24 protein-coding genes and 1 pseudogene are annotated in these 19,340 nt (G+C 55.5%); 7 read left to right on the forward strand and 18 right to left on the reverse strand.

The features are described 5' to 3' along the window. Positions 1-306: 306 nt before the first annotated feature. The 7 genes from ACWPW0_RS06165 to ACWPW0_RS06195 all read right to left on the reverse strand — a co-directional run bounded on the left by ACWPW0_RS06165 (position 307) and on the right by ACWPW0_RS06195 (position 4,613). The gene (locus tag ACWPW0_RS06165) at positions 307-855 is read right to left on the reverse strand and encodes a hypothetical protein (protein ID WP_454254750.1); all 549 of its coding nucleotides are present in this window, start codon (positions 853-855) and stop codon (positions 307-309) included. Between the two features lie 76 nt (positions 856-931). Then, positions 932-1,486, reverse strand: coding sequence for a hypothetical protein (locus ACWPW0_RS06170; protein WP_454254751.1), 555 nt, complete (start codon positions 1,484-1,486; stop codon positions 932-934). A 200-nt stretch (positions 1,487-1,686) separates the two neighbouring features. Beyond that, the gene (locus ACWPW0_RS06175) at positions 1,687-2,448 is read right to left on the reverse strand and encodes a GIY-YIG nuclease family protein (protein ID WP_454254752.1); all 762 of its coding nucleotides are present in this window, start codon (positions 2,446-2,448) and stop codon (positions 1,687-1,689) included. Positions 2,449-2,549: 101 nt separating this feature from the next. Continuing rightward, a complete protein-coding gene (locus tag ACWPW0_RS06180; RefSeq protein WP_454254753.1) occupies positions 2,550-2,993 on the reverse strand; it encodes a hypothetical protein in 444 nt (147 codons plus the stop codon). 179 nt (positions 2,994-3,172) lie between these two features. Next, positions 3,173-3,811, reverse strand: a complete 639-nt coding sequence (locus tag ACWPW0_RS06185) for a hypothetical protein (RefSeq protein ID WP_454254754.1) — start codon at positions 3,809-3,811, stop codon at positions 3,173-3,175. Positions 3,812-4,032: 221 nt separating this feature from the next. Then, positions 4,033-4,380, reverse strand: coding sequence for a type II toxin-antitoxin system RelE/ParE family toxin (locus ACWPW0_RS06190; RefSeq protein ID WP_454254755.1), 348 nt, complete (start codon positions 4,378-4,380; stop codon positions 4,033-4,035). Next, the gene (locus ACWPW0_RS06195; protein WP_454254756.1) at positions 4,377-4,613 is read right to left on the reverse strand and encodes a type II toxin-antitoxin system ParD family antitoxin; all 237 of its coding nucleotides are present in this window, start codon (positions 4,611-4,613) and stop codon (positions 4,377-4,379) included. The genes ACWPW0_RS06190 and ACWPW0_RS06195 overlap by 4 nt, the downstream gene beginning before the upstream one ends. 703 nt (positions 4,614-5,316) lie before the next feature. On the opposite strand from ACWPW0_RS06195, the gene hda reads away from it, so the two are divergent. Continuing rightward, positions 5,317-6,021, forward strand: a complete 705-nt coding sequence (hda, locus tag ACWPW0_RS06200; protein WP_447590000.1) for a DnaA regulatory inactivator Hda — start codon at positions 5,317-5,319, stop codon at positions 6,019-6,021. A gap of 11 nt (positions 6,022-6,032) precedes the next feature. Here hda and ACWPW0_RS06205 read toward each other — a convergent pair whose 3' ends face one another. The 4 genes from ACWPW0_RS06205 to arsC are packed head-to-tail and all read right to left on the reverse strand — an operon-like array spanning position 6,033 to position 8,101. After that, complete coding sequence (locus ACWPW0_RS06205) at positions 6,033-6,734, reverse strand: alpha/beta fold hydrolase (RefSeq protein WP_454254757.1); 702 nt, start codon at positions 6,732-6,734, stop codon at positions 6,033-6,035. Further along, the gene (locus ACWPW0_RS06210; protein ID WP_454254758.1) at positions 6,734-7,144 is read right to left on the reverse strand and encodes a DUF2069 domain-containing protein; all 411 of its coding nucleotides are present in this window, start codon (positions 7,142-7,144) and stop codon (positions 6,734-6,736) included. Before ACWPW0_RS06210 ends, ACWPW0_RS06205 begins: the two co-directional genes overlap by 1 nt. Then, entirely contained in the window at positions 7,137-7,751 is a 615-nt protein-coding gene (gene wrbA / locus ACWPW0_RS06215; protein ID WP_447590006.1) for an NAD(P)H:quinone oxidoreductase, read from the reverse strand. The genes ACWPW0_RS06210 and wrbA overlap by 8 nt, the downstream gene beginning before the upstream one ends. Next, positions 7,748-8,101, reverse strand: a complete 354-nt coding sequence (gene arsC, locus ACWPW0_RS06220) for an arsenate reductase (glutaredoxin) (RefSeq protein WP_447590008.1) — start codon at positions 8,099-8,101, stop codon at positions 7,748-7,750. Before arsC ends, wrbA begins: the two co-directional genes overlap by 4 nt. Positions 8,102-8,193: 92 nt before the next feature. Between arsC and ACWPW0_RS06225 the strand changes: the two genes are divergently transcribed. Further along, a complete protein-coding gene (locus tag ACWPW0_RS06225; protein WP_454254759.1) occupies positions 8,194-9,414 on the forward strand; it encodes a YihY family inner membrane protein in 1,221 nt (406 codons plus the stop codon). Between the two features lie 413 nt (positions 9,415-9,827). On the opposite strand, the gene ACWPW0_RS06230 is transcribed toward ACWPW0_RS06225, so the two are convergent. After that, a complete protein-coding gene (locus ACWPW0_RS06230) occupies positions 9,828-10,220 on the reverse strand; it encodes a hypothetical protein (RefSeq protein WP_454254760.1) in 393 nt (130 codons plus the stop codon). A gap of 108 nt (positions 10,221-10,328) precedes the next feature. Then, positions 10,329-11,738, reverse strand: a complete 1,410-nt coding sequence (locus ACWPW0_RS06235; RefSeq protein ID WP_454254761.1) for a PilZ domain-containing protein — start codon at positions 11,736-11,738, stop codon at positions 10,329-10,331. A 30-nt stretch (positions 11,739-11,768) separates the two neighbouring features. Between ACWPW0_RS06235 and ACWPW0_RS06240 the strand changes: the two genes are divergently transcribed. Both ACWPW0_RS06240 and ACWPW0_RS06245 read left to right on the forward strand, forming a co-directional pair. Beyond that, complete coding sequence (locus tag ACWPW0_RS06240; protein ID WP_454254762.1) at positions 11,769-12,236, forward strand: TlpA disulfide reductase family protein; 468 nt, start codon at positions 11,769-11,771, stop codon at positions 12,234-12,236. Positions 12,237-12,239: 3 nt separating this feature from the next. Beyond that, the gene (locus ACWPW0_RS06245; protein ID WP_454254763.1) at positions 12,240-12,515 is read left to right on the forward strand and encodes an acylphosphatase; all 276 of its coding nucleotides are present in this window, start codon (positions 12,240-12,242) and stop codon (positions 12,513-12,515) included. A 155-nt stretch (positions 12,516-12,670) separates the two neighbouring features. Here the strand turns inward: ACWPW0_RS06245 and ACWPW0_RS06250 are convergent, their stop codons facing one another. Together ACWPW0_RS06250 and ACWPW0_RS06255 are read right to left on the reverse strand one after the other, a co-directional pair. Next, the gene (locus tag ACWPW0_RS06250) at positions 12,671-13,621 is read right to left on the reverse strand and encodes a hypothetical protein (protein ID WP_447590022.1); all 951 of its coding nucleotides are present in this window, start codon (positions 13,619-13,621) and stop codon (positions 12,671-12,673) included. A gap of 23 nt (positions 13,622-13,644) precedes the next feature. Beyond that, positions 13,645-15,360 (reverse strand): proline--tRNA ligase, encoded by a 1,716-nt coding sequence (locus tag ACWPW0_RS06255; RefSeq protein WP_454254764.1) that lies wholly within the window; start codon positions 15,358-15,360, stop codon positions 13,645-13,647. Positions 15,361-15,462: 102 nt separating this feature from the next. Here ACWPW0_RS06255 and ACWPW0_RS06260 point away from each other — a divergent pair, with 102 nt between their 5' ends. After that, positions 15,463-15,870, forward strand: coding sequence for a PaaI family thioesterase (locus ACWPW0_RS06260; RefSeq protein ID WP_447595560.1), 408 nt, complete (start codon positions 15,463-15,465; stop codon positions 15,868-15,870). Between the two features lie 81 nt (positions 15,871-15,951). Here ACWPW0_RS06260 and ACWPW0_RS06265 read toward each other — a convergent pair whose 3' ends face one another. Beyond that, a complete protein-coding gene (locus ACWPW0_RS06265; RefSeq protein ID WP_454254765.1) occupies positions 15,952-17,199 on the reverse strand; it encodes an OprD family porin in 1,248 nt (415 codons plus the stop codon). A gap of 776 nt (positions 17,200-17,975) precedes the next feature. On the opposite strand from ACWPW0_RS06265, the gene ACWPW0_RS06270 reads away from it, so the two are divergent. Continuing rightward, entirely contained in the window at positions 17,976-18,407 is a 432-nt protein-coding gene (locus tag ACWPW0_RS06270) for an HIT family protein (RefSeq protein WP_454256698.1), read from the forward strand. Continuing rightward, complete coding sequence (locus ACWPW0_RS06275) at positions 18,404-18,610, forward strand: SlyX family protein (protein WP_447590027.1); 207 nt, start codon at positions 18,404-18,406, stop codon at positions 18,608-18,610. Before ACWPW0_RS06270 ends, ACWPW0_RS06275 begins: the two co-directional genes overlap by 4 nt. Before the next feature lie 50 nt (positions 18,611-18,660). Here ACWPW0_RS06275 and ACWPW0_RS06280 read toward each other — a convergent pair whose 3' ends face one another. Then, the gene (locus tag ACWPW0_RS06280) at positions 18,661-18,888 is read right to left on the reverse strand and encodes a cold-shock protein (protein WP_454256699.1); all 228 of its coding nucleotides are present in this window, start codon (positions 18,886-18,888) and stop codon (positions 18,661-18,663) included. Between the two features lie 63 nt (positions 18,889-18,951). Further along, positions 18,952-19,257: pseudogene (locus ACWPW0_RS06285) on the reverse strand (cold shock domain-containing protein membrane protein); the annotation flags it as partial. Between the last annotated feature and the right edge of the window lie 83 nt (positions 19,258-19,340).

Raw genomic sequence — 19,340 nt, forward strand, 5'->3', positions numbered from 1 at the left:
ACAACCGATTTTTACGAACTAAAAACAGAGTTGTGAATAAGCAAAAAATGCGAACCAGAAAAGCACGACAAGCAGATGTACATTGAGATTTAACGTATCAATGGATATGTAACCTGCCAAGCACAGACCGGAAATGAAAACTGTAAAAACAGGGAGCCATTTACTGAAGTTGAGCATTGCCTTCCTTTGCGTACAAGATACTAAACAAGATGCCTAACGTTTGGTTAAGGGGCGGGCTTTAGCCCCTCCCGAGTGAGTGAAGCGAACGACTTGAACCATTTGTTAGGCTCGGGCTGCACCGACGAATTAACGCTTGGTGACTTTGCTAGTTAAACCTTCCTCTTGCATTTCAGGGAGATTTTGGACTGCTTCTGTTAGTAGATCTACAATTGCATATGCTTTTTTGTGGAATTCGGCTAGTTCGGTAACTGTGAAAGAAACAAAGCTTTTTCTATGCTTGCTCCCTTCGGGAATGCCGCCACAGAAATTTGTGCCAAAAATCTCTTCGTCATTGCTCCGTGACCAGCAGAAATGAGCGAATTTATTTCTGGTGGATCTAAGAGGTGTTATCTGGTTGTTTATTGTTTGGATTTGTTTTATCTGCTCTTCGCTTACCAGCTTATACCCATACCGATATCTATGTATTTCGTAAGCTTCTCTGATGGCTTCTTGACGCTTTGCTCCGGATATATGATCAGTGTAGGTGCGTGCTAAGAAAGCCGGTGTAACCAATAGACGAGAAAGTAACTCTCCAAGTAGAAATTCAATATTCGACCACTCAACTGTGAGCTTTCCGATAGCTTGGAAATGCTCGTCGGTGAGCTCTGCATACTGAGAAGAGTGATTTAACGGCATTCTATCTCCTGGGCCTAACGCCCAAGCTCAGCGGCGGCGTAGCTGTCCGCTGGAGCGCCTTGTTGGGCCGGGATGCTCATATGTACTGAGTAATGTTGGAGCATTGAACGCAGAAGTGCTTGACCGTAAATTCAACTATAGAATCTGGCTGCTGATTTGGCTTATCGACTGCCACTACAAAAATGTGCTGACCAGTTTGGTCCACGCGAAAGTTTGCATCGTTGGGCCGGCGGTGCTTGATCTTGTTCAGTAGCTTCTCAAGAGTTAACGCAACTCCAACGCCCGGAATTATTCCATTGCCTGCACCTGAAGCTGGAAGCGCTTGCTGCTGCGACCTAGTGACAGGTGCAACCGACAAACCACACTGGCCCCTTAAGGCTGCTTCAAGCTGCGACCCGGCATATGTGCTTGCTGCTTTGGAATCATCTCTAGCTCTGAGTATTACGTTAACAATGTGGTCTAGATGCGCCATCGCTTCTGAACTAACGCGCGCAGCTCGCACGAGATCCGGAGGAGTCTTCTGCCATGCAGCCAAAAACAGTACCGAGCAGTTTTCAAGCTGATAAATGGATTCTCCAATAGACGAAGGAGAATTGGACGAAGATCCGGTTAAAAATGAGATGTTTCCCACTGAAAAATCTCCCTTTGGGCCCAGCGTTTGGCGGGCTTTAGCCCGTCCCAGTGAGCGAAGCGAACGGTTTGAACCAGTTGTTAGGCCTCAGCGGAGAGCGCAGTACGGAGCGCCCCTGCAAGTGCAGCTTGCAGACGGTCTGGTTGACGCAGTCGTTAGGCCTTTCCATCACCAATAATTTTTACTCACCTGCGCACAATTCACATGTGATACTCACGATTCCGAATTATGGACAAATCCTGCTCTTCAAGATTGAACCATTCGCCGTTTACGTGCTTGTCCGCAAAGATGCGGTGATAGGCGGATTCGGCTTCGATGTGGTCGTCGAACCAAGCACAAAGCGGGATCGTGTACATAATCGGCAGTTTGACCCCGAATGCTCGCATCCGACTAGGCATGTTCCGCGTTCGACCGACCTTGAACCCGTAAGCCGATTGAAGGACGTATATGTACCCTCCACGCGGTGAGCTAGTCGGCTCTCCAACGATCTCCATAGGGTCTAATCGTTCGCGTGCTACCGAACCCTTCTGCTGTCTGGGTGGACGAATGGTTGAGATTGCCTCTGCTCCATTCGGCAAATTTTCCTGCGGTTCAAGATCCGGGAATGTATCCGCGAAGAGTTGATGTAGCCCGTAGCCAGCAACCTTTGTCGCTGCGAACTTAAAGCCTTGCTTCGTACTCCAGTTACCGCGGCCAGCTGGCGTGTCTACCCATATCTCTGTGTGCGTTGGTAGCCAATCGACCTGGATACGTCGACTGGAGCAACTACGGATAATTCCCAAGTATCGGACAAGTCCAGTCTGGGTTGTTGATTCATAGTCCGCTAAAAGCAACCCGTCCCGGACCCTCGGAGGCGCAGTCTGTTCGGTAAGAGTGGATGGAAGCTCAAACTCGGTTTGGGGCGGGCTCTGAAGTTCGTTGAGAGACTTGGCCACACGCCAATAACGAGAGGGAGTTAGCATGAAGGTGGGTGTCCGTATTGTGGCCTAACGTTTGGTTAAGGGGCGGGCTTTAGCCCGTCCCAGTGAGCGAAGCGAGCGACTTGAACCGCTTGTTATGCGTCTCATAATTTAAGTCTACGTAAGAGCTCGACTAAGGCGCCAGCAAGCAAAGTTGTAGCGATGTCATTTGTAATAAAATATACAGTTAGGTCGATTGTGAGATTTAGAATAACCCAGATAGTGTTGTAAGAAAGTTTCAACTCGGTTAGCAAGTAGAGCTTTCCGTGATTGAGTTCGAAGCGTTCTTTTATAGGTGCGCCCTCTGCATAAGGAGCGCTTTGTTTTATTAGTTCGTAATGCTTTAAATACTTTTCCTCCAAGAGTTCAAGTATTTCGGCTTTGGCAAATTTGTTAAACAAGGTTGCAGGAATGAAATCTGAAAGAGGTTTCCGCCACCCGTTTGTTTCGCTTCCGATTCTAGGCTGGTTTGTTTCGTGATTATATGATGCTGTATTTGCCAGCATTTCAACTAAATGTTCTCCTACATATAATTCCAAGGGAAGCATGGCGAGCCATTTACATATGGAGGTGTCCGTTTGGCCCCTAAGGAAAACTTTCTTTAAAACTCCCTCTCTCAATCTGGATAAGACCTCGCTTGGTTTGCATAACGATTAAGCTAACGGGCAGACAAAAGCGTAGCTTTTGGCTGTCCAGCGAGCGAAGTGAGCGACAGTTGAGCGCATTGTTAGAGTCTACTGTTTGATGATTTATATAGCGACAGTTTGGAGCTTAGTTCGTTTATGCTGTCTGTTACTTTAAGTGGAGTGGCTGTGTCTTTGCGCGACTCTTCGTAGATGTTTATTCCGATTTCAACTAGCCAGCGTGGAGGAAGCTCCTCCGAGGGGCTCCAGGTTTCCCCAGCTATCCACCCTATGGATCTGAGGTAAGTCGAGAAATTATAGGTTGCCCCATCAAGCCCCCTATACATAACCAATGTATATTTTGAGTCAAGTATTGAATTTGTCCATAGCGTGTAAATTTTCTGGGCTAGATCTTCTGTTACCTCACGCTCTAGGACGTTTTCTTCTGTTTTTGTTTTTCTGTCTTGAGATTTGTGTATTTCCCAGCTTCTAAGTATGTAGGTGGCGCTTTTGTCATTTTTGTAAATGCGCCAAGCCCAAGAATTTAGAAATGAGTTGTATGCAGTAAATTCGGCTAGGTAATACGTGTGCCCGTTGGTTACGGAGGATGGGATAAGATGGTTTATAACTCCATTCGTAGCCTCAAATTTCTCTTGGGTCACGTCGGGAATATAGTCCAGCCCTGCGAAAGTAAATGATGCTGCAAGGAGCATTAGGGGGGCGATTAGTATGCTGCGGAGCATGTTTGCCTCTAACTATAAATAGACACCAAATGGTGTATAACCTGCTGAGCGGGACTGGTGGATAAAACTCTTTGCGGAGCGCAGCAAAGGCTCTAAAGCAGGGTCGCCATAAGAGGCAGAAGTTTATGCACCAGACCGCAATTCCCTTTGCCAGTTGAGCTGGCTGCCCCGAGAGTAATCACAGGGAGAAGCTAAGGCAACGGCCTGATGTCAATTTGCTTTTACAGGGTTTTGATGCTGTCAGTGGCCGGTGTGCCTAGGAGCCACGCGGGAATATCTCTCGTGGTATGCAGCATGCGCCATACATCGATGTGTTCGGCGTGTTCGACATAGAAGACGAGGTAGGGGTAACGCTGGAGTGGCCAGGAGCGTAGTTGAGGCAGGTCCAGCTCATGGGCGTAGCGGGGCGATCCGCTGGTGGGGTGGCGGCCAATCTGTTTGTAGGCTCGTTCCAGGGAGTCGATAAAGCCCAAGGCTGCCTTGTCGGCTTGTTCGTCCAGATAGTAGGCAATGGCGTCGTCTACATCTTGAGTGGCCAGCGCTCGGGGTATGACTGGCTTTTGCTTCATCCTTGAGTGTTCCGCACCTGCGAGCGGAGCGATTCGAAGTAATCGGCATCAGCCGGAGCGGTTGGCGCAGACTCGGCACCGGCCAGCAGAAGGCCACGCAGGTGCTGGCGATCCTGATCTTTGCGGATCAGTTCCCGGACATATTCGCTACTGGTGCCATAGCCGCGTGTGCTGACCTGATCGTCGACGAAGGTCTTGAGCGCATCAGGCAATGAGATGTTCATGGTGCTCATGGGGTGCCACCTTTGCCAAATTTTGCCAAATATCCTAGCACGGCCCTTGATGCCGGGTGTCGACCAAGTGTCGAAATTACTGGCCAGCATTAGCCGAAAAAGCCCGGAACCAGAGCTGCCAAGGGCTTCTCTGCCCAGTAAAGACGGGCGTTGTCCAACAATGGCGTGTGCCTGCGAAGGTTACAAGCAATCAGACACCTATGGCGCTGCTTCTCCGCCAGAGTGAAGTTATTCAGAGAGCATGAGTAGGCTCGCCTCGTAGATGAGCCTTTGATGCAACGCGTCTAGTCGATGAGCGGATATGGGGAGGTTTTTTACGGCCTTCTACGAATGAATAGTGTCAAAATGCCATTTGTTTTTGTTAGCATTTGCCTCGCATTCAATTAGGAGAGCTTTCCGATGAAGGAACAGCGGAAATTCGTAGCCTTACGCGCTCATATCGATCATCTACTACTCGGTGGCGCGAAAATCGTCAGTCGAGCGCCCCTCACTCTTAACGTCAACGGGCATCTACTCAAGGTCGAGCATGGAATGCTGATCGGGTATTCCGCCGCGGCGTAACATTGTTGGTGTTGAGCCGGGCTGGCTCTAAGTCACTGAAATGGAACGATTAAGCATTCAATGACACCCGGCGCCCAAGACTATAAACTTTCCAGCCTTTATAGCTACCCGGAGCCGGCTTTGACGAGCCGCTCAGCTCAGCATGATCCCGATTCAACTGCCCCTTGGTGTGCGTCTGCGCGATGACGCCACCTTCGCCAACTATTATCCAGGTGCCAACGCAGCAGCACTCGGCTATGTCGAGCGTATGTGTGAGGCGGATGCCGGGTGGGCGGAAAACCTGATCTATCTATGGGGCATCGAGGGCGTTGGGCGTAGTCATCTGCTACAGGCGGCGTGCCTGCGGTTCGAGCAGCGTGGTGAGTCGGCGGTTTACCTGCCGTTGGCGGAGGTCGCCGATTATGGCCCGGCGTTGCTCGACAATCTGGAACAGTGCGGCCTGGTTTGCCTCGATGATCTGGATGCGGTGGTCGGTCGGGCGGAGTGGGAAGAGGCACTTTTCCACCTGTTCAATCGCTTGCGTGATGCGGGCCGTTGTCTGTTGCTGGCCGCCGCAGCTGCCCCGCGTGAGTTGCCGGTGGGCCTGGCGGATCTGCAGTCGCGCTTGACCTTGGCGCTGGTCTTCCAGCTGCATGCCTTGTCGGACGAGGAAAAGCTGCGCGCCCTGCAGTTGCGGGCCTCACGTCGGGGCTTGCACCTGACCGATGAGGTCGGTCGATTTATCCTAACCCGGGGTGAACGCAGCATGAGCGCCTTGTTCGAGTTGCTTGAGCGCCTCGATCAGGCTTCGTTGCAAGCTCAGCGTAAACTGACCATTCCCTTTCTGAAAGAGACTCTCGGCTGGTAGTGGCGTGCCGTTTAGCCGTGCTCAGTCACAGCAGAGTCCTGTTGAATCAGCTCCTCGATGAACGCCCTGATCGCTTTTGCACTTGCCTGAGGCTGGCTTTGCAGGAGGAAGTGTGGCCCATCGATGTCGATCTGGCGTAGGTCCTGGCAATGCTGTTGCACGCTGGCAGCGGCTTTTCGTGTGATCAGTCGGTCCTGGCGCGCATGCAGATGCAGTACCGGCAGCGTGAGCGGCTGCTTGGGTGCTTGCAGCTGGTTTAACGTCAGCAGGCGTTGGCGTATCAGTGCAGTCGGCAATTGACTGATTTCCCCGCGCAGCAGTGCGAGCAGTTCTGGGGAGGCCTGACCGTTTACGCAGAGCAGCCTGAGTAGTGGTCCTGCACGCAGAAGATTTCGCGGCAGCGGTAGATAGGGCGTTAATGCCAGCAGGGGATGCGGTCGTTGCAGAAACGAGGCAGCCAGGATCACGCCGCGCAGACCTGGGGGTTGGTGCTGTGCGATGGCGTATGCCAATGGTCCGGAAAAGGATTCCCCTAAAAGGACATAGGGGCTGCTGCCCAGCTTCGGCAGCAGGGCTTCAGTCAGCGCTGCGTAGGTTTGCTGACCTTGCTCGGGGAGGCTGCAGTATTCGATGTGCAAACTATCCAGGCAAGGCAGCAATGGGGCAAACAGTCGGTCGCTGCCATTCAGGCCTGGCAGCAGGACCAGGCGCATCAGGCTTCGCCGAGCAGCTTGCGGTCGTACTGGAAGCGCCAGCGTGTATAGACCAGGGCGCTGCAGAACAGGCTGAAGCTGATGACTGTCTCCAGGGCGCCGAACAGCGCGCGGCTGGGGTCGATGGCGGCAAGAATCCCCTGGATGAAGTAGATATTCATCACGAAGCAGGTCCAGGCATGGGCTCTGGCGCTGCCGATTACGAGACCGGGTGCGAGCAGGGCCAGCGGAACGAGTTGGATGCACAGCACTACCCAGGTGCGTGCACCGTGCAGGTCGGCAAAACCGAGATTCCAGACCAGCAGAAGAATGATCAGAGCAATGAAACTGAACAGACTGAGTGCTCGACTGAGCTTGAGGCGCGGCTGTAGCCAGTCGAGTGAAGGAAGAGGTTTTGCTTGCTTAGCCACGCGTGTTCTCCGGGGGCGTCAGTTGCAGGGCAGTCTTGGCCAGGCGCTGACCCAGTGCACGGCATAGGCTGATTTCATGTTCATCCAGCGCCCGCTTGCCGTCGGCCCCGGCGTGATGGCTCGGGCCATAGGGGGTGCCACCGCCACGGGTTTCCAGCAGGGCACCTTCGCTGTAGGGCAGGCCGCAGATGAGCATGCCGTGGTGCAGCAGTGGCAGCATCATTGATAGCAAGGTGCTTTCCTGTCCGCCGTGCAAGCTAGACGTGGCAGTGAACACGCCTGCGGGTTTGCCGACCAGTTCGCCAGTGAGCCACAGGCTGCTGGTGCCATCGATGAAATACTTCATGGGTGCAGCCATGTTGCCGAAGCGGGTAGGGCTGCCAAGTGCCAGGCCGGCACAGTTCTTCAGGTCCTCGATGCTGGCGTAGAGGGCGCCTTCGGCAGGCACCGCCGGGGCCACTGCTTCGCATTCTGCAGAGATGGCTGGGACCGTACGCAGGCGCGCCTCCATGCCGCTCAGTTCGACACCGCGGGCGATCTGCCTGGCCATTTCTGCGGTGGAGCCGTGGCGGCTGTAATAGAGCACCAGGATATAGGGTGTGCTCATGCCAGCAGCTCCAGGACTTTCTCAGGTGGACGACCTATCACGGCCTTGTCGCCTGCGATCAGTATCGGTCGTTCGATCAGCTTGGGATGAGCGGCCATGGCATCAATGAGTTGTGCCTCGGTGAGGCTGCTATCGGCCAGGTTCAGCACCCGATAGTCGTCTTCACCGGTGCGCAGCAGCTGGCGGGCAGGGATGCCGAGTTTGCCAAGCAGGCTGCTCAGTTCGCTGGCCGTTGGTGGGGTTTCCAGATAGCGCACCACGTGCGGCTGCAGGCCACGTGTTTCAAGAAGCTCCAGAGCGCCGCGGGACTTCGAGCAGCGAGGGTTGTGATAGAGAGTCAGGTCGGTCATGGATGGGTCGCATCTTGCCTAGGGTGGGCGCTATTCTACCCGCCTTGGCGCCTGCGGGCGCAGCAGGTATTGCATAGCTTCAAGGAGAGGGCATGCGGCAGCGGTTTGTCGACGTTATGGAGTTTTGGCGCTTTCTGCTGCAGCGTTTCTTTGCTGATCGGGCCATGCAGAGTGCGGGGGCGCTGACCTATACCACCCTATTCGCGGTGGTGCCGATGATGACAGTGACGTTTGTCATTCTCTCGGCGATTCCTGCCTTCCAGGGGATGGGTGAAGACATTCAAGGTTTTATCTTCCGCAACTTTGTCCCTTCATCTGGCGCTACGGTGCAGGAGTATCTGCGGGACTTCACTGTGCAGGCGCGCAAGCTGACCTGGGTTGGCGTGGTGCTGCTGGCGGTGACGGCGTTCATGATGCTGCTGAACATCGAGAAGGCATTCAATACGATCTGGCGAGTACGCCAGCCGCGTCGTGGGGTTCAGAGGTTCCTGCTGTATTGGGCAATTCTCAGTCTTGGGCCATTGCTGCTGGGCGTTGGATTTGCGGTGAGCACATACATCACGTCGCTGGCATTGCTTGCCGGCCCGAATGCACTGATCGGCGCCAAGACATTGCTCGGTTTTGCACCATTGCTGTCCAGCGTCGCGGCTTTCACCCTGATCTACGCCACGGTACCGAATACCCGCGTGCCCTTACGCCATGCTCTGATTGGCGGTTTGTTCGGTGCGGTCTTGTTCGAGATAGCCAAGGCGCTGTTTGGTGTGTTCGTCCGGCTGTTCCCTGGCTATCAACTGATCTACGGCGCGTTCGCCACCGTGCCGCTGTTTCTCCTGTGGATTTATGTCTCCTGGCTGATCGTGCTGTTTGGCGCGGAACTGGTGTGCAACCTGTCATCTTCACGCCAATGGCGTCGCCGAGCGTTGCCCAAGGTCCTGATCATGCTGGGTGTGTTGCGGGTCTTTCACCGGCGGCAGCAAAAGGGGCTAGCGGTTCGTCACGTGGATGCGCAACGTGAAGGCTGGCCGCTGGAAGAGCATGAGTGGGAGGAAGTGCTCGAGTTTCTTGAGCGTGAGCACCTGGTCTGTCGGGTCAGTGGTGGTGCAGGCTGGGTGCTGTGTCGTGATCTGGAACATTTCAGCCTGTATCAATTGCTCAGTCGCAGCCCTTGGCCATTGCCTCGGCTGAGCCAATTGCCAGAGCAGCTCGATGAAGCCTGGTACCCCGGATTACGTCAGGCGTTGAATGCGCTCAATGATGAACAGGCGGTCTTGTTCGACGGCAGCCTCGCCCACTGGCTACGCGGCAATAGTTGACCACTTAGGTGACAAAAAAGGTCAGATTAGGGCGTTGAACAGGTAGGCTTTGCCTCGACGCGCTTCTCACGACCTTATTTCTCAGCCTCGGCAAGCTGGCATGCTTTTGGCTATCTCTTGGTAATTGAGCTGGCAGAGTGCCAGTATTTTTCCGAGGATGTCATGAGCAGTAGGGAGCGTAAGGTCATTCACCTGCTCGAGCGCGATGCCGAGGATGCATTGGCGCGCCTGAATCGCATAACAGGGCTGACGTTTGCGCGTTGGCCGGAGTCTCTGGTGCCACAGCCTGAAGGCGCTGGAGAACAAAGCCTTGCTATGCAGTGTCCCGACGCGCTTGAGTCGGATGCCGAGACGGCCTGAAGCCCTAACGCAAAACCGCGCTTTAAGCGCGGTTTGGGAGCCTCGTTGAGCAATCAGGCACTCGCTTGGCGGCTGTCACTATTCTGTTGCTCGACGGCCTGAACAAACAACTCTTCCACGATGACTGTCTTGGTCTCTACAGCCGAGCGCAGACGTATTTGCATGTCTTCGATCTTGAGCTTCATGGGCAGGCGGGCAATACCGGACAGCATGACCTTATGGTGGGCATTGACCTTGCCATGGTCGACAGCCGCTTCCCGTTGCTGGGCACCATCCCGATAGCTGACCAGTAGCGAGACAGGCAGGTTGGCCAACCCTGGCAAGTGCAGCCAGGCGGCGACATTGAACTCGACCACGCGCCCTTCGTAGGCAGTGACGCTGGAACGGGCGCTGTTGACGATGCTGGAGGGGACTGGGCCGATCAGCTTGTCAGCTGTTTGGGACATGCAGGGGCTCCGGTTTTTCTAGTGAATGTGTTGGCTGCTCATCATAAGTGGCAGGTACGGGGAAAACTGTGCGTTCAGACGCCATCGGTCGTGATCGTGCTCGCAAATTCAGGCCAGGCGCAAAGGATGCCTTACCACGGTCGAGGTGCTGAGGTTGGCTGCCGGCAGGGGCAGCACCGCCTGGTTATTGATGTTGGCCAATTGAAGCCAGAGATTTTCCCCTTCGACAAATTGTCCGCAGGGCAGCCAAAGGCCGTGGTGCCAACCGTTGCCTGGTTCCGGCGTGCTTTGCAGGACGGCGGGATGTGTCTGTGAGCTGGGTGCGCGCCGTAACCAGACCGGCCGTGGCAGGCCTTTCAGGTAGCGTACGCCCAAGTGAAGCCCATTGCTGTTCAGGTGTCGCCAGCGTACTAGTGCAAGGCTGGGTGTGCCTTTGCTGGTCAAGACCAGGAGCAGTTGGCCAACGGGCAACTGATGGCCCTGATCAGCGTTACACAGTAGGCGTGCTCCCCCAGGACTGGCATCCAGCATCTGGGCTGAGCAGGTCGAAGGGCGTTTTTCCAATAGCTGGGCATGAATGGTTGGCAAGCCGATCACGACATTGCAGTCGGCGCTGAAGTCTGCGCGTGGATGGCGGCGTTGCTGTCTGCCGAGCCAGTGCTGCTGGACGCGCTCGAGCAGCTCGCGTTCTTCTGCGCGTTGCAAAGGCGCGGGGTCATCCATGGCAATCAACAGCGCGCCGAGCTCAAGGCGGCGCAGGCAGTCGGGGTCGCTGGTGACGGCTTGCTCATACGGCAGGCAGGGCAGGGGCTGGCTGAGGTCGATGATCGGGCTTTCGTTGTCTTCCTCTGCATCCCAGGGGATCAGGCGTGCCAGTTCCGCGAGCGGGGTCAGCGCGCTGAACAGGCGTGGACACTCACCGTCGGCAAGGTGGAAGGGGTTGCTCATCGCCAGCAGCAGGGTCTGTTGATACAAGCCGCGAAGGGTGCTGGCCGGTGCAGGCTGGAAAGCAGCTGCCACGTGTTCATCAAGGCAGTTCTGGTGCTCGCCCAGCCAGTACAGCAAGTGACTGTCTCGCCAAAGCCCAGGTGGAGGTTCCTGGTAGGTCTGGTAGTGACGCATCAGGGTTTGCGCAACGAAGTGCTCGGCCATGTACAGGCACCACGCCAAATGTGGACGTGAAGGCTGGTGGCCTTGAAGTATCTGCAGGAGCAGGCGCTTGAAACCGGCGGCCAATTCGGCGCACAGGTGCAGAAACAGGGGCGAGGGCGCCCTGTGTTCCTGATAGGTCACTGCATAATGGCGGTATTCTTCGCTGAAACTTTGCAGAGCGCGCTGCCTTTCCAGTAAGGTCATGGCGCTTCGGTTGAAGTGAAAAAGCAGGCTTAGCACTTGTTGCAGTGCGTTATCCGTCGATTGAGAGCGAGCACTTGCCAGTTGTTCGTTCAGCCCGACAAGCGATGCCGTCTCGCCATCGTGGATATCTGGTACTTCCAGGCGCAGGGCATCCAGCGTCATATCAACCCCGCATGTACGAGGATCGAATGCATGGGAATACGACTCCAGTTTATGGTGGTAGTGCTGGCCGGATTCATGCTGGCTGGGTGCGCCGAAGATCTGGGTTCGGACCAGCATGGACGAAAGGTCACGGCGGAACAACTGCAAGGGCAGTGGTTGGTGATTAATTACTGGGCTCAATGGTGCAAGCCCTGCCGCACGGAAATTCCAGAACTCAACTTATTGAATGAGCAGCTCAAAAATCGACAGGCCCAGGTGATTGGGGTCAATTTCGATGCACTTCAGGGCGAGCCTCTGCGTGAGGCTGCCGACTCATTCGATATTCGATTCACCGTACTGGCCAGTGACCCTGCGCAGCGCTATGGGCTGCCTCGCAATGACGTGCTGCCTGTGACTTATATCGTCGACCCCAAAGGCGCCTTGCGTGAGCGGCTTGTCGGTGAGCAGACCGCTGAAGGATTACTGTCCAAGCTATCCGCATTACAGAGTCAGGAGTGAAGCATGGCGCGTATTTGCCTGCATGGTTATGTTTCAGGAAAGGTTCAGGGCGTGAGCTTTCGCCAATACACCAGTGAAGAGGCGGAGCGCCTGGACCTCGACGGCTGGGTGCGCAATCTGCCCGATGGCCGAGTCGAGGTATTGGTGGAGGGCGAGGAGAGCGTTGTGCGTGAGCTTGAGGCTTGGCTCAGCAGTGGTTCGCCTTTGGCGGAGGTCGAAGCGGTCGAGCTGCAGGAGCAGTCATTGCAGGGTATCACCGGCTTCGTTATCCGGCGTTAGAGCCTGTCTTGGACTGCTGCGCGGCGGCCAAGCTGCGTTTTCCGCCTTGTTGTGGTTCAGCTCGCGACAGACGAAACAGCTTCTTGGAGCGGCTGAGCCTGACGGTTTAACTGTTATCGTCAGGCTTGTTAAGAGCTGTTGTGCGCGGTGAAGGATCAGTCGTTACCAGGGTCTGCGGCCAGCCGGCCGGCATCTTTCAGCAGCTTGTGCACGAACTCCTGCTGCAGCTCCGGATCATTGCGGGTCAGCTCTATGAGGCTCTGTTCCAATTCGCTGGCTTCTTCTTCCAGCCCCAAATCGGACAGGCGCTTGACCCGATGCACCCACTCGTTCACTTCGTCGTCTTCCAGATCGTCATAGATCAGGGTATGGGCTTCCCGCAGTTTGCCGCGCAAGGTGCGGCTGACCAGGAGGGTTTCGTCGGCACGAGCCTTGTCGATTGGATCTTCGACGCTTAGCAGCAGGTTGCCGACAAGGCTGACGTCCTGCTCGGCAAAGGGCTCGTCGAGCAAGTTGAGGCGCAGTACGCCATTGCGGTCGGTCGTCAGTTCGTGAGTCGTGTTTCCGGCCTTTACCAGTACTGGGCGCTCGGCCCATGGCAGGCTGGAGTATTCCATGCGCTTGTCACGCTGCTTCTCGTCAAGGCTGGCCAGGTTCTGCTCGGAGCGACCGTTGGATTCAACGTTCATGAAGGGATTGAGCCCGGCGATACCGTAGCTGATCCAGCCTCGGGTTACCGAGTCGGGGAGGCGCCCAAGGGCGAAGACATTGACGATATTGGCACCAACGCCGGCAACCACTGCGACAGCTCCGAGCGGTATTTCATAGATCTCGCGCCATGGCTGGTAAGGGGTGTAGCGATCATAACGGCGCGTGACTTCGAATTCGGTGACTTCGAAGGTCTTTTGCTCGTTCACTCGCACGCGACGTTGCGGCAATTCGAGAATGCGGGGTTCGCCCACATCGATCTGCAGGCTATGGTCGAGCAGTTTGCGCTCGACACGCTCTTCTTGCTCGCTGCGTTGCGGCAGGTGGTTGGCGCAGCCGCCGAGAAAAAGGGCGCCGAACAGAACGGCGCTGAGGCGGATGGTGCTTCGCTTGAACATGATCGCTCTTGGATAAAACGCTATCAGCGGCCGGTGCGGGCGTTGATGAAAGAAAGAATGCCATCGACCGGTACGGCTTGCGCTTCGGTATCACGACGATTCTTGTACTCGAGGTTGCCCTCTGCCAGGCCGCGGTCACTGACGACAATCCGATGTGGAATGCCGATCAGCTCCATGTCGGCGAATTTCACGCCTGGGCTGGTTTTCTTGTCGCGGTCGTCCAGCAGGACTTCATAGCCAGCAGCTGTCAGCTCGGCATACAGCTTGTCCGTTGCTTCGCGCACGACTTCGTTTTCGTACTTCATCGGTACCAGAGCGATCTGGAAAGGCGCGAGTGCATCACTCCAGAGAATGCCGCGCTCGTCCCAATTCTGCTCGATGGCAGCGGCGACCACGCGTGATACGCCAATGCCGTAGCAACCCATGATCAGGGTGATCGGTTTGCCGCTCTCACCCAGCACTTTGCAGCCCAGAGCTTCACTGTATTTGGTGCCGAGCTGGAAGATATGCCCAACTTCGATGCCGCGTTTGATTTCCAGCAGGCCTTGCCCATCCGGGCTCGGGTCGCCGGCTACCACATTGCGCAGGTCGGCAATGGCGGGCAGGGGCAGGTCGCGTTCCCAGTTCAGGCCCAGATAGTGTTTGCCGTCGATATTGGCGCCGGCAGAGAAGTCGCTGAGCAGGGCAACGGAACGGTCGATCACGCAGGCAATCGGCAGGTTCATTGGCCCCAGTGAGCCTGGGCCTGCACCGATGGCAGCGCGTATTTCCGCATCCGAAGCGAAAACCAGAGGGCTGGCAACCTGTTCCAGATTGGCTGCCTTGATCTCATTGAGCTCGTGATCGCCACGTACGATCAGGGCGATCAGCTTGCCTTCTTCTGCGCCATGCACGACCAGAGTCTTGATGGTCTTGCTGATGGCCAGATTGAACTGGCTGACCAGCTCATCGATGGTTTTGGCGTCCGGGGTATCGATCAGGCGCAGGGCTTCGCTAGCCTCGCCACGACTGGTTTCGCGGGGAACCGCTTCGGCTTTTTCGATGTTGGCGGCGTAGTCGGAGGTATCGCTGAAGGCGATATCGTCTTCGCCGGACTCGGCCAGCACATGGAATTCGTGCGACCCGGTACCACCGATCGAGCCGGTATCGGCTTGTACTGGACGGAACTTCAGGCCCAGACGAGCAAAGACGTTGCAGTACGCCTGGTGCATGCGGTCGTAGGTTTCCTGCAGCGATTCCTGGCTCGTGTGGAAGGAATAGGAGTCCTTCATGATGAATTCACGGCCACGCATCAGGCCAAAGCGCGGACGGATCTCGTCACGGAACTTGGTCTGGATTTGATACAGGTTGATCGGCAGTTGCTTGTAGCTGTTCAGCTCGTTGCGTGCCAGATCGGTGATCACTTCTTCGTGGGTTGGGCCAACGCAGAACTCACGGTTGTGGCGATCATGAACACGCAGCAGCTCCGGACCGTACTGTTCCCAGCGGCCAGATTCCTGCCAAAGCTCGGCCGGCTGGATGGCGGGCATCAGTACTTCGAGTGCGCCAGCGGCATTCATTTCTTCACGCACGATGGCTTCAGCCTTGCGTAGCACGCGCAGGCCCATGGGCAGCCAGGTGTACAGGCCAGACGCCAGCTTGCGGATCATGCCTGCACGCAGCATCAACTGATGGCTGATTACGACAGCATCGGAAGGCGTTTCTTTGAGGGTGGAGAGCAGATACTGACTGGTACGCATGTTTGGCCGTTTTGTCGGTTGCGAGGGCAAATAATGACTCGGCATTGTACGGTGCCAGTACGGTGGCGTACAGGATCAGACCGGGAGTGACACGTGACTGAGTTGACCGCTGGGCAGGTTCAGGCTCTTATTCGGGCCGGCGTGCCAATGGCCGAGGATATTGAATTGCGAATCGACCACCTGGATGGCAATCAGGCGCTGGTCAGGGTTCCATTCAATGCTCGATTGGTCAGACCGGGAGGTACCTTGTCGGGGCCAACCATAATGGCTCTGGCGGATGCGGCCATGTATGCCGTAGTGCTCGGGCGTCTGGGTCGTGTGGAGATGGCGGTCACCGCTAACCTGAATATCAATTTCCTGGCCAAACCCGCACCAGTGGACTTGCTGGCTGCAGCACGAATTCTGCGGTTGTCGAGGCGTCAGGCGGTGTGTGAGGTGCAGGTGTATTCACAGGGGGCAGAGGATGATCTGGTCGCGCATGTGACCGGAACGTACGCATTGCCTCTGTGATGGAATTGTCTTCATCGGCTAATGAAAAAAGCCCGGCAGATGCCGGGCTTTTTTGTATCGACTAACCGATCACAACCTGAATTACAGGATGCTCAGCGGGTACTCGATGAACAGGCGCCATTCGTTCAGGTCGGTACCGAAGTTGTTGTCGGTACGATAGATCGAGTTACGTGCCTTGAGGGAGAGGTCTTTGGCCGGGCCGTTCTGGAACACGTATTTGACCTGGTTGAAGAACTCGCGCTCTTTGGCATCGCTTTCGTTGAGGACTTTGATGTCATAGCCGTAAACGTAGGCGGTTTTCCAGCTCAGACCCGGTACGCCGTACTCTGCAAAGTCCAGCTCATAGCTAGCTTGTACAGATTTTTCTTTGGCATTGTTGAAGTCGGAGTAGTAGGAGTTGGCCAGGTAGATCGCGCTGCCGCCGTCGCCGATGTCATAGGCATAGCCTACGTCGCCGCTGTTCTGCTGGTAGGCCAGAATGAAAGCGTGCGAGCCAGCGGTGTACTTGCCGGCCAGGCTGAAGACGGTGTTCTTGTCGCCTTCAATACCGTTGCCGAAGAAACTGTCGGAAGCGGTAGTGTCGTTTTCGTACTTGGTGCGATAGATGTTGAAGTCGAAGTTCAGCGACTGTTCAGCGGCCAGCGGAATGGTGTAGTTCACGTTGGCGTACTGTTTTTTCGCAACATCGTCGATGTCGGAAGCGTACAGGGCAACGCTCAAGTTCTCGTTGAACTGATAGCTACCGCCCAGGACGTTGATGCTTTTCAGGTTGCCGCCGTCACGGGCAGGCGAAGCCATCGGGCTGTCTTGAGTGAAGCGACCGGCGTTCAGCTCCAGGCCTTCGATTTCGCTGCTGGTTACCAGGGTGCCAGTGAAGGATTGTGGCAGCAGACGGGAATCGTCATAGGCCAGAACCGGCAGTTCCGGGAACTGGTTACCGTACTTGATCACGGTGTTGGAGAAGCGGGCTTTTACGGCAGCGCCAGCTTGAGACAGGTCGTCTTGACGGTGTCCGTTGGACTTGAGGCGGAACATATCGTCCTGGCCGCCATCCAATTTCACGCCCAGCAGGCCGAAGGCGTCAACGCCGAAGCCTACAGTGCCTTGGGTGAAGCCGGATTCGAAGGTGCCGATGAAACCTTGGCCCCAGGTTTTTACGTCGTCCACGCCTTTGTTGTAGTCGCGGTTCCAATAAGTATTGCGCAGAAGCACATTCAGGCTGCTGTCTTCGACGAAGCCTTTCGAGTCGGACTGAGCGCTGGCGAAAGCCAGCTGGGTGGTGCATGCGGTCACGGCCAGAGCCAGTGCGCTCCACTTCATTACTTGCATTGGGAATGCTCCTTGGTTTGGAAGAGTTACGCTGCTCATCGTTAACTTGCTTGCGAGCAGCTCTTTCTTTTTGTGTCGGCGGTAACTTATAGCACGCCGACATAGTTGGCGACACTTGCTGTCAGACAGCTGCACTTTATTTGCTCGTGCGTCGCGAAAAAGTATATCGCATGTCGCATTTTTATAGCTTTGTATGGCTTTCCTTCGGGCTCGTTCCTTCGCTCATCGCGTTCATCCCTGGTTGTTTCTCGTGTTCAAAAGTCTTGCAAAAATGCCTCTAGATGGCTGTCGGCTGGGGCTGCCAGCAATCTCATTTAAGCTGGCATTTGGCCATTCCAGGGTCGTCCCTAGCGTTACTGTAGAGACAAAGCAATAACTGTGCACAAAACCTATGGAGGTGCTTTCACAGAGTGCGGCAGCATGTTTTTCGGGCGTTTATTAAGCGGTTTTGCTGAGCTAAATAATGCTTTTCCCTAGATGATTGATGCCGCATTTCTTGATGCCGGTAGGTTTTGATCAGCTCAAGACGAGCTTGTTGGCTGAGGGCTATTTCGGTTATCAAAAATAAATGCCGTTAGACGCTTGTGGATTTCATTCTCATTCTTGGCTGGTAGGCGTGAGGTGCCCAAGTGCCCGAAGTTGGTGCTCGTGTAGAGGCTGATTGTCTGAATGTGGTGCATCTGTCTTATCAGGAAAATGGTGTGCACAGCGCTTCGTTGTATCCTGCTCTACATGGGCTCGGGTGCGAGCAGGTTTAATTGATGAAGGAGATCACGATGTTTACGCTCGACACTCGCTTGCAGCAGGATACGGTGCTGATTGGCGATTTTCCTTTGTGTCGCGTATTGCTGATGAATGACGCCAATTACCCTTGGTTTATCCTGGTGCCTCGCCGCGCGGATGTCAGTGAGGTATTTCATCTGAGTAATGCTGATCAGGCGGGATTGTGGGCAGAAACCACGCATTTGGCAGAGGTTCTGCGAGATGTTTTCTCGGCTGACAAGATCAATATCGCCACACTGGGCAATGTAGTCGGTCAGCTGCATATGCATGTCATTGCGCGATATCGCGAAGACATGGCCTGGCCTGCACCTGTCTGGGGGCGTCATCCGGCAGTTCCCTATACCGATGCGCAGATCATGGCCATTCGTGAGCGTCTTGGCTCGGTAATGGGGAGCGAATTCGTTTTTTCCGAGGTGCGGGTATGAGCATCGACCTGCGTGTAATGGAGCTGGAGACTCGGCAGGCCTTTCAGGATGACACGATCTCCGCCCTCAATGACGTTGTCGTAGAGCAGCAGCGCATCATCGATCGCCTGCAACTGCAGATTGCCGCACTGGTGCGGCGGCAGGAGGAAATGCAGGTGCAGTTCGGGATAGAGGAAGATGAGGCGCCGCCGCCTCATTACTAAATGCCCGCGTATAAAAAAGCCCGCAAGTCGCGGGCTTTTTCTTGTCTGGATCAGCGCCGACTGGGGGCGGCGGCAATCACGTCTTCGGCCTGCAGGCCTTTATCGCGATTCATCACGGAGAACTCTACGCGCTGGCCTTCAACCAGTACGCGGTGGCCTTCCCCTCGGATAGCGCGAAAATGCACAAAGATATCGTCGCCGGTGTCGCGAGAGATGAACCCGAAGCCCTTGGATGTATTGAACCACTTCACCGTGCCGGTTTCGCGGTTGCCGCTCAGTGCCGCTGGTTGGCTGTCGACAATGTTGCGTGGGCGAGGCGTCATGTGCCCCGCAAGGTGGAAAACTACCGCGAGGGCCAGCGTGGAGAGGCCGAGCAGGATGGCGGGTTGGCCGGCAATCAATGGCAGCGGGGCTAGCAGAACCAGTGCTTGTAGAACAACGGTCAGTACGAGCAGGGCAGAAGTCAGTACCTGAAAATGGTTACGAGTTGAAAGAGTGGGTGCCAACAGCAGGTTGCTTGCGCCGAACAGGGCGAGGTAAAGCGCATCGGCATTTAGCAGATAGGGCAGGGCTTCGCTGCGCAAGCTAGGAACAAAGGACAGCAGCAGGGCGGCAACGCCCGCGCACAGATGGACGATCTTCAACATGTCAAGTGAGCTCACTGTTTTAACGCTGACATAAAAGGAGGAGCGGCTGGTGCGGGGCTCGGTAAGAGCTGCTTGTGTCGCAT

It is taken from the genome of Pseudomonas sp. Marseille-Q8238 (genome assembly GCF_965111915.1).

What these genes read in the sequence shown, in the direction of transcription:
- arsC (WP_447590008.1), bottom strand. Translation starts at nt 8,101, where the DNA reads ATGACCGACCTGACTCTCTATCACAACCCTCGCTGCTCGAAGTCCCGC.
- ACWPW0_RS06230 (WP_454254760.1), bottom strand. Translation starts at nt 10,220, where the DNA reads ATGTCCCAAACAGCTGACAAGCTGATCGGCCCAGTCCCCTCCAGCATC.
- ACWPW0_RS06190 (WP_454254755.1), bottom strand. Translation starts at nt 4,380, where the DNA reads ATGAAGCAAAAGCCAGTCATACCCCGAGCGCTGGCCACTCAAGATGTA.
- ACWPW0_RS06265 (WP_454254765.1), bottom strand. Translation starts at nt 17,199, where the DNA reads ATGCAAGTAATGAAGTGGAGCGCACTGGCTCTGGCCGTGACCGCATGC.
- ACWPW0_RS06245 (WP_454254763.1), top strand. Translation starts at nt 12,240, where the DNA reads ATGGCGCGTATTTGCCTGCATGGTTATGTTTCAGGAAAGGTTCAGGGC.
- ACWPW0_RS06175 (WP_454254752.1), bottom strand. Translation starts at nt 2,448, where the DNA reads ATGCTAACTCCCTCTCGTTATTGGCGTGTGGCCAAGTCTCTCAACGAA.
- ACWPW0_RS06240 (WP_454254762.1), top strand. Translation starts at nt 11,769, where the DNA reads ATGGGAATACGACTCCAGTTTATGGTGGTAGTGCTGGCCGGATTCATG.
- ACWPW0_RS06185 (WP_454254754.1), bottom strand. Translation starts at nt 3,811, where the DNA reads ATGCTCCGCAGCATACTAATCGCCCCCCTAATGCTCCTTGCAGCATCA.
- hda (WP_447590000.1), top strand. Translation starts at nt 5,317, where the DNA reads ATGATCCCGATTCAACTGCCCCTTGGTGTGCGTCTGCGCGATGACGCC.
- ACWPW0_RS06235 (WP_454254761.1), bottom strand. Translation starts at nt 11,738, where the DNA reads ATGACGCTGGATGCCCTGCGCCTGGAAGTACCAGATATCCACGATGGC.
- ACWPW0_RS06270 (WP_454256698.1), top strand. Translation starts at nt 17,976, where the DNA reads ATGTTTACGCTCGACACTCGCTTGCAGCAGGATACGGTGCTGATTGGC.
- ACWPW0_RS06180 (WP_454254753.1), bottom strand. Translation starts at nt 2,993, where the DNA reads ATGCTTCCCTTGGAATTATATGTAGGAGAACATTTAGTTGAAATGCTG.
- ACWPW0_RS06275 (WP_447590027.1), top strand. Translation starts at nt 18,404, where the DNA reads ATGAGCATCGACCTGCGTGTAATGGAGCTGGAGACTCGGCAGGCCTTT.
- ACWPW0_RS06165 (WP_454254750.1), bottom strand. Translation starts at nt 855, where the DNA reads ATGCCGTTAAATCACTCTTCTCAGTATGCAGAGCTCACCGACGAGCAT.
- ACWPW0_RS06205 (WP_454254757.1), bottom strand. Translation starts at nt 6,734, where the DNA reads ATGCGCCTGGTCCTGCTGCCAGGCCTGAATGGCAGCGACCGACTGTTT.
- ACWPW0_RS06255 (WP_454254764.1), bottom strand. Translation starts at nt 15,360, where the DNA reads ATGCGTACCAGTCAGTATCTGCTCTCCACCCTCAAAGAAACGCCTTCC.
- ACWPW0_RS06250 (WP_447590022.1), bottom strand. Translation starts at nt 13,621, where the DNA reads ATGTTCAAGCGAAGCACCATCCGCCTCAGCGCCGTTCTGTTCGGCGCC.
- ACWPW0_RS06195 (WP_454254756.1), bottom strand. Translation starts at nt 4,613, where the DNA reads ATGAGCACCATGAACATCTCATTGCCTGATGCGCTCAAGACCTTCGTC.
- ACWPW0_RS06225 (WP_454254759.1), top strand. Translation starts at nt 8,194, where the DNA reads ATGCGGCAGCGGTTTGTCGACGTTATGGAGTTTTGGCGCTTTCTGCTG.
- wrbA (WP_447590006.1), bottom strand. Translation starts at nt 7,751, where the DNA reads ATGAGCACACCCTATATCCTGGTGCTCTATTACAGCCGCCACGGCTCC.